The organism is Olleya sp. NP1-10 (assembly GCF_055804415.1).
Map to the genome: position 1 here is coordinate 3,031,690 of NZ_CM147840.1, position 17,166 is coordinate 3,048,855.

19 protein-coding genes and 1 other RNA gene are annotated in these 17,166 nt (G+C 30.9%); 10 read left to right on the plus strand and 10 right to left on the minus strand.

Features of this window, described 5'->3' with window-relative positions:
• Positions 1 to 44: 44 nt before the first annotated feature.
• From ssrS to AC0L4B_RS14250, 3 genes are all read right to left on the minus strand, one after another.
• Positions 45 to 170: non-coding RNA, 6S RNA (gene ssrS / locus AC0L4B_RS14240), on the minus strand.
• A gap of 59 nt (positions 171 to 229) precedes the next feature.
• On the minus strand, positions 230 to 523 hold the full coding sequence (locus AC0L4B_RS14245; RefSeq protein ID WP_473437511.1) for a cell division protein ZapA: 294 nt from the start codon (positions 521 to 523) through the stop codon (positions 230 to 232).
• Positions 524 to 539: 16 nt separating this feature from the next.
• On the minus strand, positions 540 to 830 hold the full coding sequence (locus AC0L4B_RS14250) for a hypothetical protein (protein WP_028606247.1): 291 nt from the start codon (positions 828 to 830) through the stop codon (positions 540 to 542).
• Between the two features lie 174 nt (positions 831 to 1,004).
• Here AC0L4B_RS14250 and AC0L4B_RS14255 point away from each other — a divergent pair, with 174 nt between their 5' ends.
• The 4 genes from AC0L4B_RS14255 to AC0L4B_RS14270 all read left to right on the plus strand — a co-directional run bounded on the left by AC0L4B_RS14255 (position 1,005) and on the right by AC0L4B_RS14270 (position 5,885).
• Positions 1,005 to 2,693: a M23 family metallopeptidase gene (locus AC0L4B_RS14255; protein WP_473437512.1), complete on the plus strand. Its 1,689-nt coding sequence runs from the start codon at positions 1,005 to 1,007 to the stop codon at positions 2,691 to 2,693.
• 11 nt (positions 2,694 to 2,704) lie between these two features.
• Entirely contained in the window at positions 2,705 to 5,170 is a 2,466-nt protein-coding gene (locus AC0L4B_RS14260; RefSeq protein ID WP_473437513.1) for a TonB-dependent receptor, read from the plus strand.
• 97 nt (positions 5,171 to 5,267) lie between these two features.
• Positions 5,268 to 5,654 (plus strand): DUF2306 domain-containing protein, encoded by a 387-nt coding sequence (locus AC0L4B_RS14265; protein ID WP_473437514.1) that lies wholly within the window; start codon positions 5,268 to 5,270, stop codon positions 5,652 to 5,654.
• Between the two features lie 60 nt (positions 5,655 to 5,714).
• A complete protein-coding gene (locus AC0L4B_RS14270; protein ID WP_473437515.1) occupies positions 5,715 to 5,885 on the plus strand; it encodes a Lacal_2735 family protein in 171 nt (56 codons plus the stop codon).
• Here AC0L4B_RS14270 and AC0L4B_RS14275 read toward each other — a convergent pair.
• A complete protein-coding gene (locus tag AC0L4B_RS14275) occupies positions 5,882 to 6,670 on the minus strand; it encodes an alpha/beta fold hydrolase (RefSeq protein WP_473437516.1) in 789 nt (262 codons plus the stop codon). The genes AC0L4B_RS14270 and AC0L4B_RS14275 overlap by 4 nt on opposite strands.
• Positions 6,671 to 6,709: 39 nt before the next feature.
• Positions 6,710 to 7,852 carry a cysteine desulfurase family protein gene (locus AC0L4B_RS14280; RefSeq protein ID WP_473437517.1) on the minus strand — a complete coding sequence of 381 codons (1,143 nt, stop codon included), beginning with the start codon at positions 7,850 to 7,852 and terminating at the stop codon, positions 6,710 to 6,712.
• 111 nt (positions 7,853 to 7,963) lie between these two features.
• Here AC0L4B_RS14280 and AC0L4B_RS14285 point away from each other — a divergent pair, with 111 nt between their 5' ends.
• The gene (locus tag AC0L4B_RS14285; protein WP_473437518.1) at positions 7,964 to 8,896 is read left to right on the plus strand and encodes a hypothetical protein; all 933 of its coding nucleotides are present in this window, start codon (positions 7,964 to 7,966) and stop codon (positions 8,894 to 8,896) included.
• Here the strand turns inward: AC0L4B_RS14285 and AC0L4B_RS14290 are convergent.
• The 4 genes from AC0L4B_RS14290 to rocD form a co-directional block, all read right to left on the minus strand.
• On the minus strand, positions 8,893 to 9,183 hold the full coding sequence (locus tag AC0L4B_RS14290) for a Smr/MutS family protein (RefSeq protein WP_473437519.1): 291 nt from the start codon (positions 9,181 to 9,183) through the stop codon (positions 8,893 to 8,895). The two genes, AC0L4B_RS14285 and AC0L4B_RS14290, sit on opposite strands and share 4 nt — an antisense overlap.
• 26 nt (positions 9,184 to 9,209) lie before the next feature.
• Positions 9,210 to 9,452 (minus strand): hypothetical protein, encoded by a 243-nt coding sequence (locus tag AC0L4B_RS14295; protein ID WP_473437520.1) that lies wholly within the window; start codon positions 9,450 to 9,452, stop codon positions 9,210 to 9,212.
• Positions 9,449 to 9,637: a hypothetical protein gene (locus AC0L4B_RS14300; protein WP_473437521.1), complete on the minus strand. Its 189-nt coding sequence runs from the start codon at positions 9,635 to 9,637 to the stop codon at positions 9,449 to 9,451. The genes AC0L4B_RS14295 and AC0L4B_RS14300 overlap by 4 nt, the downstream gene beginning before the upstream one ends.
• Before the next feature lie 146 nt (positions 9,638 to 9,783).
• Entirely contained in the window at positions 9,784 to 11,064 is a 1,281-nt protein-coding gene (rocD, locus tag AC0L4B_RS14305; protein ID WP_473437522.1) for an ornithine--oxo-acid transaminase, read from the minus strand.
• A gap of 184 nt (positions 11,065 to 11,248) precedes the next feature.
• Here rocD and rlmD point away from each other — a divergent pair, with 184 nt between their 5' ends.
• Together rlmD and AC0L4B_RS14315 are read left to right on the plus strand one after the other, a co-directional pair.
• Positions 11,249 to 12,661, plus strand: a complete 1,413-nt coding sequence (rlmD, locus tag AC0L4B_RS14310) for a 23S rRNA (uracil(1939)-C(5))-methyltransferase RlmD (RefSeq protein ID WP_473437523.1) — start codon at positions 11,249 to 11,251, stop codon at positions 12,659 to 12,661.
• Positions 12,662 to 12,673: 12 nt separating this feature from the next.
• On the plus strand, positions 12,674 to 14,005 hold the full coding sequence (locus AC0L4B_RS14315) for a DUF6048 family protein (protein WP_473437524.1): 1,332 nt from the start codon (positions 12,674 to 12,676) through the stop codon (positions 14,003 to 14,005).
• On the opposite strand, the gene AC0L4B_RS14320 is transcribed toward AC0L4B_RS14315, so the two are convergent.
• Entirely contained in the window at positions 13,953 to 15,113 is a 1,161-nt protein-coding gene (locus tag AC0L4B_RS14320) for a THUMP domain-containing class I SAM-dependent RNA methyltransferase (RefSeq protein ID WP_473437525.1), read from the minus strand. The two genes, AC0L4B_RS14315 and AC0L4B_RS14320, sit on opposite strands and share 53 nt — an antisense overlap.
• Positions 15,114 to 15,281: 168 nt before the next feature.
• Between AC0L4B_RS14320 and AC0L4B_RS14325 the strand changes: the two genes are divergently transcribed.
• Genes AC0L4B_RS14325 through AC0L4B_RS14335 form a run of 3 tightly spaced genes read left to right on the plus strand, consistent with a single transcriptional unit; the run spans position 15,282 to position 17,162 of the window.
• Entirely contained in the window at positions 15,282 to 16,013 is a 732-nt protein-coding gene (locus AC0L4B_RS14325; RefSeq protein ID WP_473437526.1) for a class I SAM-dependent methyltransferase, read from the plus strand.
• Between the two features lie 8 nt (positions 16,014 to 16,021).
• On the plus strand, positions 16,022 to 16,693 hold the full coding sequence (locus AC0L4B_RS14330; RefSeq protein WP_473437527.1) for a ZIP family metal transporter: 672 nt from the start codon (positions 16,022 to 16,024) through the stop codon (positions 16,691 to 16,693).
• 40 nt (positions 16,694 to 16,733) lie between these two features.
• Positions 16,734 to 17,162 carry a DUF4268 domain-containing protein gene (locus AC0L4B_RS14335; protein WP_473437528.1) on the plus strand — a complete coding sequence of 143 codons (429 nt, stop codon included), beginning with the start codon at positions 16,734 to 16,736 and terminating at the stop codon, positions 17,160 to 17,162.
• The last annotated feature ends 4 nt before the right edge of the window (positions 17,163 to 17,166 follow it).

Sequence of the window (17,166 nt, forward strand, 5' to 3'; positions counted from 1 at the left end):
TTGTTTATATATAAAAAAAGCCTACACTAACTTTGGTTTTGTATAAACTCCTTAAAATCAAGTTTAGGGCTAACAAGCTGATCAAGGGTCTGCCTAAATAACGTAAACGTTATTAGCAGCATGCTTTTACAACTTAGAACTCACCCTTTTTAAAAGAATCAACGTTGAGTTTATCAAAAAAATAATTAATGTAGGCAGTAACCTAATTTTATTATGTTGTATGAACGTATTATAAACTAAGATGTGACTGTAACAATTCATTTAAAGTTTCTAACTTTTTCTGAACGTGTTCTTCCACATGATCTTTATCTAAGGCTTTCTGTTCTACTTGACTAGCAAATTGTAGGGCACACATGGCTAATACATCTTGCTTATCTCTAACAGAGTAGCTTTGCTCAAACTTATTTATCATAGTCTCTATCTTCTTTGCTGCTAAACGCAAACCTTCTTCTTGACTAGGTGTTATAGTTAAAGGGTAGACTCTGTTTGCTATAGATAATTTTATTTTAAGCACGTCTTCCATAAAAACTATTTAAACTTTAACTTGATAATTGACTAATACAATGGTCAATCTCTCTAATTAATGTATTTATTTTGAGCTTTGTTTCTCGTTTATCTTTGTCACTGCCAAGTATTGTATTAGCCATCTTTAATGTGTTGTAATTATCTTGCCAAGTTTTTAATTCTAAATCCTTTGCAGTTAATTTTGATTGAGATTGTTCTAAAGCTTTTTTCAGCTTAGTATTTTCTAGTTTTAAATCTTTTTGTCTATTTAAGACTTTATTAATTTTACTTTCTAGAGCATCAACAATGTTTTCAATCTTACTCATTAACCAATACTATACTTATCTTACAAAGTTAATCAAACCGTAACACTTTACAATTAATTTTCAATATTTTTTTAAGTAGCAATAATTCAACTCATTATCAATTATATGGCTTAGTATTTAATTTTACTTTGGTAATTAAAACCTTATTTCTATTTTAGCAGTAACCATTTATTTATGCGACACATCCTTTTTTTATTAGTATTTTCTGTAAGTTTTACTCAAGCTCAAAGCATTTATCCACAAGATTATTTTAGATCTCCTCTAGATATAGAACTGATTTTATCGGGTACTTTTGGAGAGTTAAGAAGCAACCACTTTCATTCAGGTTTAGATTTAAAAACAAAACAACGTGAAGGTTTAAATATTTATGCTACAGCAAGCGGTTATGTTAGTCGTATAAAGGTCTCACACTATGGATATGGTAAAGCTGTTTATATCACACATCCTAATGGTTATGTAACTGTACATGGACATTTACAACGATTTTCTGATAAAATTGAAGCTTATGTTAAAGCTAGACAATATGAAAAAGAGAGTTTTGAAATAGAGCTTTTTCCTGACCTTAACGATTTAGTCGTAACCAAAGGTGATGTTATTGCTTATTCAGGTAATACTGGTGGATCTGGAGGTCCTCACCTTCATTTTGAAATAAGAGATAATCAAGAACGACCAATTAACCCTTTATTATTTGGGTTTAAAGTAAAAGATTCAAAAAAACCAATAGTACGCAGTGTTTATGTTTACCCTATTGATGATTTGTCACATATTAATGGATCTAATTTAAAACAGAAACTAAGATTAGTCCCTTTAAAAAATGGTGATTATAAGGTTGAAGATTTAACTGCTTATGGTAAAATCGGGTTTGCTATTAACTCGATTGACAGACAAGATTTAGCTGCCAATAAAAATGGGGTTTATAAAATCGAAACGTTTTACAACGGAATGCAAAATTTGACTATCGATTTTAAAAAGTTTTCGTTTGCCGAAACTAAACACCTTAACAGACTTATCGATTATAAACATTATAAAGATGAAAAAGAGCGCTTACAGAAATTATTTATAGATAGCAATAACCCCTTAAGTATGTATGATAACATTATAGATGATGGTTATTTGGTTATTTACGACACAATTTCTAATGTTTACAAAGTCAAAATTACTGACTTTGAAGGTAACACTACAAACATTGATATCAATATTAAAGGCGAAGACAAACAGCCTAATGATATTGAAACTCCTTTTACCTCACCTTACTACATACAATCAAGTGATGTTTCAGTTTTAGAAGATAATAATATTAAAGTAGAATTCCCTAAAGAAACCTTTTATGACGATTTCTTTATAGATTACAGTGTTAATGTGGATACTTTAAAGTTAGGCGAAAATAATCGTGCAGCTAAAAAATATTTCACAATTTCTTATGATGTTAGCAATTACACACCTGAAGATTTAAAACAAATTTACATAGCTAGATTGGTGGGCTGGAACAATTACTTAAGCTACTCCTCTACCAAAAGAAAAGACAATACTCTTTATACGCGTACCAAAAATCTTGGTACCTATTGTCTAGCAAGAGATACCGTTAATCCAACCATTAAAGCTGTTAATTTTAAAGACAAACAATGGTTAAGCAAGTATCGCTATTTAAAATTGAAAATTGACGATAAACATACAGGTATTAGCAATTACAGAGCGACCATTAATGGGAAATGGATTTTAATGGAATACGATTATAAAAAGAAAACTTTGATATACGATTTTAACGATAATATCGTTACTGATACTAAAAACAATTTAAAAGTTATTGTTACAGATAATGTTGGAAATAGCACTACATTTGAAGCAAGCTTTTTCAGAAAATAAAACGACACCTTTTGACTAAAACTAACCTAACCTTAACTGTATTTATATTTTTATTTCCTTTGTTTTGTTTAGCTCAAACAGGAACAGTAACTGGAGTTATTTTAAACGAGTTTAACCAACCCATTGATGCTGTTAACATTAAAAGTGGTGATTATGGGACACAAACTAATAGTAACGGTTTTTACGAACTAAAAATCACAGCTAATACAGACGTAAAGGTTGTATTTTCTCATGTATCTCATAAAAATGTTACAGTAACATTTAACCTTAAAAACGGAGAAAACTTTAAGTTTAATCCTGTCATGAAAGAAAATGTAGAACAAATATCTACAGTCGTTATTAATGGTCGAAAACGAAAAGATGTACAAGGTATTGTAAATATAGATCCTGCTACTTTAATCAAAATACCAGGAGCACAAGCTGGTGTAGAAAACTTACTTAAAACGTTACCAGGAGTTAGTAGTAATAACGAGCTAAGCACACAATACTCGGTTAGAGGTGGTAATTATGACGAAAATCTTATTTACGTTAATGGTATTGAAGTATATCGTCCGTTTTTAATACGCTCTGGTCAACAGGAAGGTTTAAGTTTTGTTAATTCAGATTTAGTGCAAAACGTAGATTTTTCAGCAGGTGGATTTCAGGCTAAGTATGGTGATAAATTATCATCGGTTTTAGACATTACTTACCGTAAACCGACTGAAAAAGCAATAGCTATTGATGCTAGCCTATTAGGAGCTAGTGTAGCACTTGAAACAGTTAGTAAAGATTCAAAATTTAACGGTATAGTTGGATTGCGTTATAGAGATAATAGCCTACTAGTCGATGCTAAAGAAACCGAAACCAACTTTAATCCTACTTTTGCAGATGTACAAAGTTATTTGACCTATCAGTTTACAGATAAACTAGAATTAAGCTTTTTAGGAAATGCTTCGCTTAACAAATACAATTACATACCATTAACAAGACAAACTAATTTTGGAACATTAGACAATCCACAAGCTTTAATTGTTCAATACCAAGGTCAAGAAAAAGATCAATACCAAACGCTTTTTGGTGCTTTAAGTGCCAATTACCAAGTTAATGATGATTTATCTTTATCGTTAGTAACATCCACTTATCACACTACCGAAGAAGAATATTTTGACATACTTGCACAATATGCATTAGGAGAAGTTAACAGTAATATTGGAGATGAAAATTTAGGTGAAGTAGAATTTGCTGAAGGTATTGGAAGCCAACTTAATCATGGTCGTAATGATTTGGACGCCTTAATAACCAACATTGAAGCTAAAGGGACTTATACTAAAGATGAAAACGAATTTAAGTTTTCTATTAAATACACCAATGAAGATATTCGTGATAGATTAATAGAATGGGAAGTTGTGGATTCTGCAGGTTTTTCAATTAATCCTCCTAGTTCAGATGCGTTTAATAATCAACCCTACACACCTTATGAGGGTCCTTTGGAAGCCTATCAAAACGTAAGAGCTAGAAATAATACAACCATAACTAGACTACAAACTTACTTACAATGGAGCAAACGTAGTACTATTGGAGAGCATGATGTGTGGTACAACGCAGGAGTTAGAAACCATAGCTGGACTGTGGATGACCAAGCTACAAATAAAAATGTATCACAAAACGTGTTTAGTCCACGTGCTCAATTTGCTATCAAGCCAAATTGGGATAAAGATATGTTATTTAGACTTAGTGGTGGATTATATTATCAACCTCCTTTTTACAGAGAATTACGTGATCAAAACGGAATTGTACAAGCTGATGTCAAAGCTCAAAAATCTGTGCATGTTGTGCTTGGTAATGATTACAGTTTTAAAATGTGGGACAGACCTTTTAAATTAACTAGTGAGGCTTACTATAAAAAAATGACTGATGTCAATCCTTATACTTTGGAAAATGTTCGTATTAGATATAATGCGACTAATAATGCTGAAGCCTATGCCTATGGTTTGGATTTACGTTTAAACGGAGAATTTGTTCCTGGTACAGAAAGCTGGTTTAGTTTTGGCTATCTTAAGACCGAAGAAAACATTAATGACAGAGGCTATATTGCACGTCCAACAGACCAACGTTTAAAATTTGCTGCATTGTTTCAAGATTATGTACCAAACATACCAAGTATGAAAATGTATTTAAATCTTGTTTATAATACAGGATTACCAGGTGGATCACCAAGTTATGCAGACCCTTATATTTTCCAGAGTCGTTTACCAGATTATAAACGTGCAGATATTGGTTTTCAGTTTGTGATAGTAGATGCAGACAAACAATTTGATAATGGTTGGAAAAAACCATTTAAAGCACTATCCTTTGGTTTTGAAATTTTTAATGTATTTAATGTACAAAACTCAATTACCAATACTTGGGTAAGAGATGTATACAGCAAACGTCAGTATGCTATACCAAACTACTTAACACCTCGTGTGTTTAATATTAGAACTACAATGCGATTTTAAACTCAATTACAAGTCGTCGTTATTAAACAACACTTCAGTAAAGCTAAATTTTATTAAAACCCATATTCATTTAAGTTTGACATAAATAATAAAAACTATGTCTTATACCACTTTAATGTACCTTCATTTAGCAACCATACTTCCTGCTTTTATCCTTGGAACGCTCAGTTTCATTTTAAAAAAAGGAACAAAAACCCACAAATATATAGGTCGCGTTTATATGGTTTTAATGCTAACCACTGCAATCATTACTTTATTTATGCCGTCTTTTGTTGGCCCTCAATTATTTAATCATTTTGGTTGGATACATTGTTTTAGCTTCTTAACCATTTACACAGTTCCAACAGCCTATATTGCTGTTAAAAAAGGACATATTAAGCGTCATAAGTACAAAATGATAGGCTTATATGTTGGCGCTATGTTAATTGCTGGTGCTTTTACTTTTATGCCAGGACGCTATATGCATAGCTTAGTTTTTGGATAATAATTAACATCGTATTTAAAATTAAATACCTAATATTTCATTATTTTTGATAAAAAAGCGATGTTCAAATTTTTTAAAAAGAAAAGTAAGCTAGAAAAGCTACAAGATGAGTATAAAAAACTATTAGAAGAATCTTATAAATTATCTACTAGCAACCGAAGCTTAAGTGATGCTAAACAAGCTGAAGCACAAGTAGTTTTAGAACAAATAGAAATTTTAAAAGAAAACTAATCTAACAACCTGTTTTTAATAAATTGAATAGTATTCGAATTAAATACTTCTGGCTGTTCTATATTAACAACATGTCCACATTTTTCAATCACCAAAAGTGTTGATTTTAAATGCTTTTCGGTGATTTTTTTTATTGAAGGTAAAAACAAATGATCCTCTGCTCCCATGACATATAAAGTCGGAATGTTAATATCTTTGGTTCTAAAAAATCGTAACAAAGGATTGATTTCTGAAGTTAATTTAAACCATCTTACAAACTCTTTTTGGTAAAGTTTCTTTGCTTCTTTAACAAAAATTAATCTTGATTTTTTATGATTTTTTCTAGGCATAATGATAAATGCAAATAACTTATATAAATACATATAAGGTACTATACTTTTAAAGGTAACACCTAATTTTATAAGTATTTGAGACCTAAAATTAAGTTTCATTATAGCTCCACCCATAATCATACTTAATACTTTACTTGGATGTTTTTCTGCTAAATTCCTAATTAAAATAGTACCTAAAGAAATACCAATAAAATGACTATTAGTGATTTTTAAATGGTTAATAACTTCAATAATATCGTTAGTTATTGCATCAAAAGTATATTTGGATTTAAAAGCATCTTTTAACTTAGGCTTACTGCTTCCATGTCCTCGTAAATCCAAAACAAGCACATTAAATTCTGCTTTAAACGCTCTAATTTGTTTAAACCAAATAGCACTGCTACCTCCTGCTCCATGAACAAAAGTTACCCATTGATTAGAATTGGCATTTAAGTAAGTTGTATAGTTTAGCAATTATTTTTTTTGAATTACAAAAATACGATATAAACAATATTAAATAAATTCTTTTAACACCTCAATAACATAATCCACCTCTTCATTAGTATTGTATTTACTAAATGAAAATCTTAAAGAAGGTTTATCTAGATCTTCATTGTTTAAAATTTGAGATAATACGTGACTTCCTTTAGGGCTTCCACTTTGGCAGGCACTACCCTTAGAGCAAGCGATTCCTTTTAAATCTAATTGAAATAACAAAATAGACTCTTTTTCTGGTGGAAAAGGAAAACAAACATTTAAAACAGTATAAGTACTTTTTTCAAAATCTGAAGAAGTACCATTAAATTTAACACCTTTAATCTCGGTATTTAATCTCTCTATAAAGTACTGTTTTAGATTTTGAATGTAGAATTTCTCTTCTTCTAAATTTAGATAAGATAATTTTAAAGCTTCGGTCATACCAACAATATTATGTACAGACTCTGTACCTGCTCTAAGACCACGTTCTTGTTCACCTCCAAAAATCAAAGGTTTTAAACCAGATTTTTTTCTTACAAAAGCAAAACCAACGCCTTTAGGACCATGAAATTTATGTCCACTAACAGCCATAAAATCCAACGGAATATCTTGTAAATCTAAAATATAATGTCCAACAGACTGGACAGTATCACTATGGAATAACGCGTTGTTGTCTTGACACAATTGACCTACGCGTTTAAGGTCTAAAATATTACCAACCTCATTATTAACGTGCATTAAACTTACTAAAGTCTTATCGTTTGCTTTATGCAATAATTGCTCTAAATGTAAATAATCTATCTGTCCTGTATCATCAAGGTTAACATAATCTACACTTATTTCGTATTGTTTTTTAAGTTGTGAAACAGTATTAAAAACAGCATGATGTTCTATTTTGGAAGTAATAATACGTTTTACACTTAAATCTCTAACTGCACTTGTTAAAGCTAAATTATCTGCTTCAGTACCACCAGAAGTAAACACAATTTCTGACGCTGTTACATTAAAATATTTGGCAACTGTTTTTCTTGCTTGTTCAACCAAAGCTTTAGTTGCACGACCAAAACTATGCGTTGAGGAAGCATTACCATAATTTTGATGCATGACTTGCGTCATTTTTTCAATAATTTCTGGGCGTAACTGCGTCGTTGCAGCATTATCAAAATAAACAGATTTCATGTAATTTCTACTCTAATTGAGCACAAAAATACTTTAAATAAAATTAATTGTGTTAAGCCTCGTTATAAGTTTAACAATTCTATTATTTTTGTTTTTTTAAACTTGTAAACTATGCGTAAATTTTTAGTTGTTTTTAGTGTTTTATTAAGTGTATTATCTTGTGATGATGGTGATATAATAACAACTGATCTTGAGTTTGACGATACATTTGAAGCTTGTGGTGATTTAGTATTTCATAAAACTAAAACAGATCCAAATGAAAGTCTATCCATACAATTAAGCAGTCCTGATTTTACTATTGCAGATTTAATTGAAACTGAAGCTGATGAAACTAATGATTTACTTGTCAATTTAGTAGCAGCAGAATCAAGTGTTTTTTCTATTGCAAATAGGTTACAATTTAGAAGTTATACTAGTGATCCTTCAAATTTTTTCTGTCAAGATGTACCTCCAAGTGGTATTGAAGTTACAGAAGAATATACCTCTACAACTGGAGAAGCTTATTTTACAATGGCTTTATTAGAAGATGATAATGATGGTATTCCTGCCGAATTAGAAGATAGGAACAATAATGGTGATTACTATGATGATGATACTGATGGTGATGGTTTACCTGACTTTTTAGACATTGATGATGATGGTGATAATGTATTAACATCAAGTGAAAGTGTTAATTATACTGAAACTGATGGTTTAACTAATGCTTTGGACACAGATGGAGATGGCATACCAAATTACTTAGATAATGACGATGATGGTGATGGTGTACCAACTAGAAATGAAGAATTTAACACCTTTGACAATAATCCAACTAATGATGTTACAGATAGTACTGTAGGTGCTGATTACTTAAATAGTATTGTGGACACAAACAACAATGCACCAACATCTTTTAGATCACACACCATACAACAAACTTTTACCGTAACGTTATTATTACAAGACGTTAGTTTTCCTGAAATTATTTATGAAACCACTAATTTTGGAACTTTAGAAGATAGCTCAATGTCAGCTTCAAGACCTGTTACACCTCCTTTTAACTAACGGTTATTTGGGTTTTGTAAAATATAGACTTCTGTAGCACCAAGTCCATATTTTTTATAGTCAGCTTCATAGTATTTTATATTATCATAACGACTAAAAAGGGTTTCTAATTCCATTTTTAAAACACCTTCACCAACTCCGTGAATAAATACAATTTTCTGGATGCGCTTTTTTATAGCAAATTCTAGTTTATGTCTTGCGGTATCCAATTGGACACTTAATTTATCAAAATTAGTCATACCACGTTCGTTATTAACTAATTTATGTAAATGTAAATCGACTTCCATGGTCGGTAAATAGCGTTCTTTAGCTTTTACCTTAACTGTACTGTGTCTCTTTTTTCAGTTTTTTCAGACAAAACTTGTTTTAAAGAAGCCGAATTAAATACGTTATTTCTTAACGTTGATGATTTAGTTTTTACTAATTCTGAAGCATTAAAAGTAAGCTCAAACCCTTCATCAGTTTCAATAGTCACAACATTGTCTTTTATTGCTGTAACTTGACCTGATAAAACATCATCTAAAACATCAACCGTATCTCCTATTTTTAATTTCATTCTTCTTCGTCTTCAAAAGGTTCGGACTCTACAAAAGTCTCTTTTTCTTTTTTACTTGGAATTGTACTTTGAATTTTAAAAATACCGAACATCAAAAAGACAATTCCTAATATCAAAACTAAAGTATTTTGTTGCTCTGAAGCATTAGCATAAATAGCTACTGCACTACCTATTACAATTGACAAGTAATATATATATTTATTTTTCAACACTAAATCTAAATTATTTAAGCAAAAATAAAGTTTTAAACTTCAATCTATATAAAGATTGGACATAAAAAAAGCTATCAAATTTGATAGCTTTTTTTTATAGTAATAGAAATTTTGGTTTTCTATTTTTCAAATTGTTTTAATGTTTTGGTAATAATACCAACACAATCCATAAGTTGCTCCTTGGTCATTACTAATGGTGGTGCAAATCTTATAATGTTACCATGTGTAGGTTTTGCTAATAATCCATTATCACGTAAAGCCATACAGATATTCCAAGCTGTATCGCTATCTTCTGTATCATTAATTAATATGGCATTTAATAAACCTTTACCTCTAACAGCGTTTACAATGTTTGAAGTTTCGATGTATTTAGTCATTTCTGCTCTAAATACTTGTCCTAAATTAAAAGCATTATCTGCTAAAGCTTCATCTTTAATAACCTCTAAAGCTGCTGTACCAATAGCTGCTGCAACTGGATTACCACCAAATGTACTTCCGTGATTTCCTGGTTTAATAACATTCATTATCTCATCATTTGCTAATACAGCACTTACTGGATAAGCTCCTCCTGATAATGCTTTACCCAAAATTAGGATATCTGCTTTTACTTCTGGTATACCAGAACAATGTTTGTCTGCACAACTACAATCTCCACAAGTTGCTAATAAACGTCCCGTTCTTGCAATACCTGTTTGCACTTCGTCTGCAATAAATAAAACATTGTGTTTTTCGCACAAGGCTTTTGCTTTAGCTAAATACCCTTCACTTGGCACATAAACACCTGCTTCACCTTGAATTGGTTCTACTAAAAATCCAGCAACATTTTTATTATTAGTTAATGCATCTTCAAGTGCTTGAAGATTATCATATTCTATTTTAATAAAACCTTTAGTGTAAGGTCCAAAGTTTTTACGTGCTACAGGATCGTTTGAAAACGAAATAATTGTTGTGGTACGACCATGAAAGTTGTTTTCGCAAACAATAATTTCGGCTTCATTCTCATCAATACCTTTTACTTCATAAGCCCATTTTCTACATAGTTTCAAAGCTGTTTCAACCGCTTCAGCTCCTGTATTCATTGGTAATAACTTGTCGTAATTAAACGTTTCGGTAGCAAATTTTTCAAACTTACCTAACATGTCATTATAAAATGCACGTGACGTTAGCGTTAAAGTTTTTGCTTGCTCTACCATTGCTCCAACAATTTTTGGATGACAATGTCCTTGATTTACTGCAGAATATGCAGATAAAAAATCATAGTATTTTTTTCCTTCTACGTCCCAAACAAATACACCTTCACCTTTGCTTAATACAACTGGTAATGGATGATAATTGTGTGCTCCGTATTTGTTTTCTAAGTCCATCGCTTGTTGCGATGTTAATTGGTCTAAAACAGCCATTTTTAATAATTTTAAATTTATAAAATAACCATTCCTTATCTACCTTTATCCTTTCGAAAAGTTCCGAAAATTCAGCGTGGGAAAGAAATCATCCCTAAGAAATCGCAAATTAGTAAATAAAAGCGTTATTAAAATAATTGTGAGTAGTTTTTTACTAACAAAAAAACAAAGTACTTTTGCAATTATGGCAAGAAAAAATAGAAGAAAACAAATATTTACAAATGTTGAAGTATTAGATGCTGCGGCTAAAGGAAAAACTATAGCTAAAGCACCTGATGGACGTGTAATATTTTTACCCAACGCTGTACCTGGAGATGTCGTTGATGTGCAAACTTTTAAAAAGCGTAAAGCTTATTTTGAAGGTAAAGCAACCGTTTTTCATAAACTAAGTGATAAACGTGTTACTCCAGAGTGTCAGCATTTTGGTGTTTGCGGAGGTTGTAAATGGCAAGATATGGGTTATGAGCATCAATTGTTTTACAAACAAAATGAAGTCACTAATAACCTGACTAGAATTGGACATTTGGACTTGCCAGAAGTGACTCCTATTTTAGGATCTGCCGAGCAGTATTTTTATAGAAATAAAATGGAGTTTTCTTTTAGTGACTCTAGATGGTTAACTTTAGAAGAAGTTCAGTCTGACGAAGATTTAGGAGATCGTAATGCGCTTGGTTTTCATATTCCAGGAATGTGGGACAAAATTTTAGATATTAAAAAATGTCATTTACAAGCAGATCCGTCTAATGCAATCCGTAATGCTGTAAGAGATTTTTCGATTGAAAATGGATTAGAATTTTTTAATACTAGAAATCAAACAGGATTATTACGTACTATGATGATACGTACCTCTTCAACCAAAGATATTATGGTTGTCATTCAGTTTTTTAAAGAAGATAAAGAAAAACGTGAATTGCTATTAAATTATGTTGCCGAAACTTTCCCAGAAATAACATCTTTGCAATACATTATTAACCAAAAGGCTAATGATACTATTTATGACCAAGACGTCATTTGTTATAAAGGAGAAGACCATATTTTTGAAGAAATGGAAGGTTTAAAGTTTAAGATTAATGCCAAATCTTTTTACCAAACTAATTCTGATCAAGCTTTTGAATTATATAAATTAACACGTCAATTTGCCGATTTAAAAGGTGACGAGCTTGTTTACGACTTGTACACAGGTACTGGTACAATTGCACAATTTGTATCTAAAAAAGCTAAAAAAGTAGTTGGTGTAGAGGCTGTTCCTGATGCTATTAGTGCTGCAAAAGAAAACGCTGAACGCAATAATATTACAAATTGCGAGTTTTTTGTAGGAGACATGAAAAATGTTTTTAACCAAGAATTTATAAATACTCATGGTCAACCAGACGTTATTATTACAGATCCACCAAGAGACGGAATGCATAAAGACGTTGTGCAACAAATATTAAATATTGCACCACAAAAAGTTGTTTATGTAAGTTGTAATAGTGCGACACAAGCTAGAGATTTAGCGTTAATGAAAGAACACTATAATATTACTAAAGTACAGGCTGTAGATATGTTTCCGCAGACACATCATGTAGAAAATATTGTACTTTTAGAAAAGAAATAATAATTGTATTACATGAAACACCTAAAACTGTATTTACTATTAATCTCAACTTTAAGTTTTTTAACTTGTGAGCGTGATGATTTATGTCCTGAAACCACACCTACTACGCCTAGTTTTGTTATTGATTTTTATAACAATAATGCGCAAGATAGCCGAAAAAACGTAGTGGATATTTATGTTATTGGTCAAGACAATGAAGAAGTTTTAACAGGTTATAATCTAGAAAACGTAAATCAATTAATCTTACCATTACGTACAGATGAAGACATTACAACGTTTAATATAACCAGCAATACTGTCTTAGATGATGACGGAAACATTACCTCAGGAAATACTGATATTTTAACAATTACTTACGCCAGAAAAGATGTTTACGTATCAAGAGCTTGTGGTTATAAAACAACTTTTGAAAATGTAGTTGCAACCATTGATGGTGGTACTGATGGTAATTGGGTGATTTTTAATGAAGCTGCAAATGATAATTTAACAATTGAAGATGACACAACGACACACTACTTTTTTATCATTAACTTTTTGTTGTGCCTATGTGGTACACTTCAAGCACAAGACACTGTAGATGCTACTCAAATTAAGCAAGACACTTTAAAATTGCAATATGGATTACGTTTAGGTACTGATGCTAGTAAACTTATCCGTACAGCTTTAGATGATGACTATACTGGATTTGAAATTAATGGTGACTACAGACTTACAGAAAATTGGTTTATTGCTGGAGAAATTGGTAATGAAGAAAAAACAACAACCAATGACTTTTTAAGCGTCACAGCAAAAGGAAGCTATTTTAAAGCTGGTTTTGATTACAATATGTATGATAATTGGGCTGGATTAGACAATATGATTTTTGCTGGATTTAGAATTGGCGCTAGTACTTTTAGTCAAACCAGAACCAATTACACTGTATATTCTACAGACCAATATTGGGCACCACAAAATAGCTCTTCAGATAGTTTAGAATCTTCAGGATTATCTGCTATTTGGCTAGAATTAATTATTGGTATTAAAGCAGAAGTATTAAACAATTTATATTTTGGTATTAATACACAACTTAAAGGCATGATTACTCAGGATCAACCTGTTGAATTTGAAAATTTATACGTTCCTGGCTTTAATAAAACTTTTGACTCAGGACGTATTGGTGTAGGTTATAGTTATACCGTATCCTATATGATACCAATTTTTAAAAAGAAGAAAAACAAAGCTAAAAAAGAAGAGGAAGAAAAAAGGAAGTTGATAAGTAATCAACTTCCTTTTTTAATAAGTGAAAATTTATTTACTTATTCATATATTTTCCTTTTTTACTTCCTGCATAAATTTCATATTTAACCAAACGCGACTCTAATTTTGCATTCATTAAATGTATTTTTCTAGAGGGTCTCAGGCCTACATGTTTTAAAGCCTCTAAATTAGAAGTGATAAACCATGCATTTGTATTAGGATAATTTTGCTTTAAAGTATCTCCAATATCTTTATAAAAGCTTTCCATTTCAATATCTAAACGTTCTCCATATGGAGGGTTAAATACCATGTGTAACTTTGCTTCTCCTCCACGTTGTGTCTTAAAAAAGTCCTCATGTTGGACACTAACAAGCTCGTCTAAATGTGCATTAGCAATATTTTCTTTTGCTTTAGTTACAGCACTTGGTGATTTATCATAACCTATAATTTTATGATGAAAATCTCTGGTTTTATTAAGTAAAGATTCTTCTATTTTTTCAAATAAATCAACATCCCAATCTGACCAACGCTCAAAAGCAAATTCTTTACGCATCAAGTTTGGTGGTATATTACAAGCTATCATTGCAGCTTCGGCTAATATGGTACCACTACCACACATTGGATCTATAAAATCTGATTGTCCATCCCAACCTGACATCATGATAATTCCTGCTGCTAACACTTCGTTTATTGGTGCAATATTGGTTGCTAATTTATAACCTCGTTTGTGTAAAGAATCTCCTGACGAGTCTAAAGAAATATTACAAGACTGACGGTCTATATGCACATTTATTTTAACATCCGGAAATTTTAAATCAACATTAGGACGCTCACCAGTCTCATCTCTAAACTTGTCAACAATAGCATCTTTAGTTTTTTGAGATATATATAACGAGTGTGTAAACACTGTTGAGTTTACTGTTGCATCAATTGCTAAACTACCTGTAGATTTTAAATATGGCGTCCAGTCCATTTTATAAACTTGATCATATAAATCTTGTTCGGTTTTTATTTTAAAACTATGCATTGGTTTTAAAATTTTAGTGGCTGTACGCAAAGCCATATTAGCTTTATACATAAAGCCTTTATCACCAACAAAAGTCACGTTTCGCACACCTTTTTTAACCTGTTGTGCTCCAAGTTGTTTAAGCTCTTTTTCTAGTAATTCTTCAAAGCCAAATAAAGTTTTGGCAACCATCTTGAAATTTTCTTCCATTCTTTACGTCTGTTACCTTGCAAAAATACTTTATTTTTGCCGAAAATAGGACCTTTACAAATAAATGGGTTAAGGATGGAGCAATTTGTTTGAGCTCCTCACAGAGAGCGAGTTGCGAGAGCCTGGTAAACTGGAGCTTAAGCGGAAGTTTAAACCCCAAAAAAATATATGAAAAAAAACGATAAAAAATGGTACGCATCTTGGTTTGATAGTCCATTTTACCACATACTTTATAAAGATAGAGATCATAACGAAGCGGAACAGTTTATGTCCAATTTAACCGAGTATCTTAATGTACCTGAAAACGGAAAAATATTAGATTTAGCTTGCGGAAAAGGTAGACATGCTGTGTATTTAAATGCTATTGGTTATGATGTGATTGGTGCTGATTTGTCAGAAAACAGTATTAGTCATGCTAAGCAATTTGAAAATGATACCTTGCATTTTAAAGTGCATAATATGTGCGAGCCTTTCGGCGAAACTTTTGATGCTGTGTTTAATTTATTTACAAGCTTTGGTTATTTTGAAAACGAGTCTGATAATCTTGCAACAATCAAAGCTATAAAAGCAAATTTAAACGATTCTGGTTTTGGTGTAATAGATTTTATGAATACGGATTACGTGATTGACAACCTAGTTGCTGAAGATGTTAAAACCGTGGACGGAATTGACTTTTTACAACAAAGACGTATTGAAAATGGATATATAATTAAGGATATTAGTTTTTCTTTTGAAGGTGAAGATTATCAATTTCAAGAGCGTGTTAAGGCTTTTAGCTTATCTGATTTTAAAGCCTTATTTGAACAAGCTGGTGTATATTTACTTGATATTTTTGGAGATTATAAATTAAGTAAATTTGACAAATCTACATCACAACGTTTGGTTATGATTTTTAAATAAATAAATTGATGCAAAATTTTATATTTCCAATTTTATCTGTTGGTTTAGGGTTTTTAATTGTCTTATTATTTAAGCCAAAACAAAATCGTAATTTAAAATTACTTCTAGCTTTTAGTGGATCATTTTTATTATCTACAACCGTTTTTCATTTTTTACCAGAAGTTTACAATAGCCATGATAAACCTGTAGGTTTATTTATAATGATTGGTATTTTACTGCAAATAATTTTAGAATTTTTCTCTAAAGGTGCAGAGCATGGACATGTACATATTGATAAATCTCGTGTAGATTTTCCGTGGTTATTATTTATAAGTTTAAGCATACATAGTGTTTTAGAAGGCATACCAATTGAAGCTCATGAACATCTGATTTATGGAATTATTATCCATAAATTACCCGTTGCTATAATTTTATCGACGTTTTTTTTAGCCTCAGATATAAGCAAACTTAAATGCTTTTTATTTTTAATTCTTTTTGCTTTAATGACTCCTTTAGGTGTCTTTTTATCTATGCAATTTGAGTTCTTTAAAAACTATTATTATGAGGTTTCGGCTTTAGTTATTGGTATATTTTTACATATTAGTACTACCATTTTATTTGAAAGTAGTGAAGGTCATAAATTTAATTTAGCCAAATTAAGTACCATTATTTTAGGTATAGTTTTAGCATACCTTCTTTAATTTTATCCAATTGTTATTCATAATTAAAAGTCAATAAAACATGTTTAGTAAAGAAGAGTCAAGACAACTAAAAGAGCTATTTTGGACCAGCTTTGGTAAATCTTTTCCAAGAAAATGGTTGCTTTACAATACAAAACTTAAAGGGTTTAGTTTTAAATTTCATTTTGATAATAAAACTGCATTAGTGGCTTTGGATATAGAGGACGATTTAGAACATCGTATTAAATACTGGGAAAAATTAGTAGCCTTAAAATCTATTTTACTGGACGACTATCTTCCAGAAGCCATTTATAATGAAGAATATATTTTGGATAATGGTAAAGAAATATCACGTATTTATGTGCCTTTAGAGCAAAAAGTATCTATCCATAATAAAAACTCTTGGCAAGATGTTATGGTGTTTTTTAATACACACATGTCTTTATTTGAAGCCTTTTTTGAGGAATACAAAGAGGTTATTGAAGGTTAATTAA

Bases quoted from the DNA above. Each gene is read 5' to 3' on its own strand.
- AC0L4B_RS14270 (WP_473437515.1), top strand. From the start codon at position 5,715: ATGTTCAAATTTTTTAAAAAGAAAAGTAAGCTAGAAAAGCTACAAGAT.
- AC0L4B_RS14245 (WP_473437511.1), bottom strand. From the start codon at position 523: ATGGAAGACGTGCTTAAAATAAAATTATCTATAGCAAACAGAGTCTAC.
- AC0L4B_RS14265 (WP_473437514.1), top strand. From the start codon at position 5,268: ATGTCTTATACCACTTTAATGTACCTTCATTTAGCAACCATACTTCCT.
- AC0L4B_RS14290 (WP_473437519.1), bottom strand. From the start codon at position 9,183: ATGGAAGTCGATTTACATTTACATAAATTAGTTAATAACGAACGTGGT.
- AC0L4B_RS14285 (WP_473437518.1), top strand. From the start codon at position 7,964: ATGCGTAAATTTTTAGTTGTTTTTAGTGTTTTATTAAGTGTATTATCT.
- AC0L4B_RS14255 (WP_473437512.1), top strand. From the start codon at position 1,005: ATGCGACACATCCTTTTTTTATTAGTATTTTCTGTAAGTTTTACTCAA.
- AC0L4B_RS14280 (WP_473437517.1), bottom strand. From the start codon at position 7,852: ATGAAATCTGTTTATTTTGATAATGCTGCAACGACGCAGTTACGCCCA.
- AC0L4B_RS14315 (WP_473437524.1), top strand. From the start codon at position 12,674: ATGAAACACCTAAAACTGTATTTACTATTAATCTCAACTTTAAGTTTT.
- AC0L4B_RS14250 (WP_028606247.1), bottom strand. From the start codon at position 830: ATGAGTAAGATTGAAAACATTGTTGATGCTCTAGAAAGTAAAATTAAT.
- AC0L4B_RS14335 (WP_473437528.1), top strand. From the start codon at position 16,734: ATGTTTAGTAAAGAAGAGTCAAGACAACTAAAAGAGCTATTTTGGACC.
- AC0L4B_RS14295 (WP_473437520.1), bottom strand. From the start codon at position 9,452: ATGAAATTAAAAATAGGAGATACGGTTGATGTTTTAGATGATGTTTTA.
- rlmD (WP_473437523.1), top strand. From the start codon at position 11,249: ATGGCAAGAAAAAATAGAAGAAAACAAATATTTACAAATGTTGAAGTA.
- AC0L4B_RS14320 (WP_473437525.1), bottom strand. From the start codon at position 15,113: ATGGAAGAAAATTTCAAGATGGTTGCCAAAACTTTATTTGGCTTTGAA.
- rocD (WP_473437522.1), bottom strand. From the start codon at position 11,064: ATGGCTGTTTTAGACCAATTAACATCGCAACAAGCGATGGACTTAGAA.
- AC0L4B_RS14330 (WP_473437527.1), top strand. From the start codon at position 16,022: ATGCAAAATTTTATATTTCCAATTTTATCTGTTGGTTTAGGGTTTTTA.
- AC0L4B_RS14325 (WP_473437526.1), top strand. From the start codon at position 15,282: ATGAAAAAAAACGATAAAAAATGGTACGCATCTTGGTTTGATAGTCCA.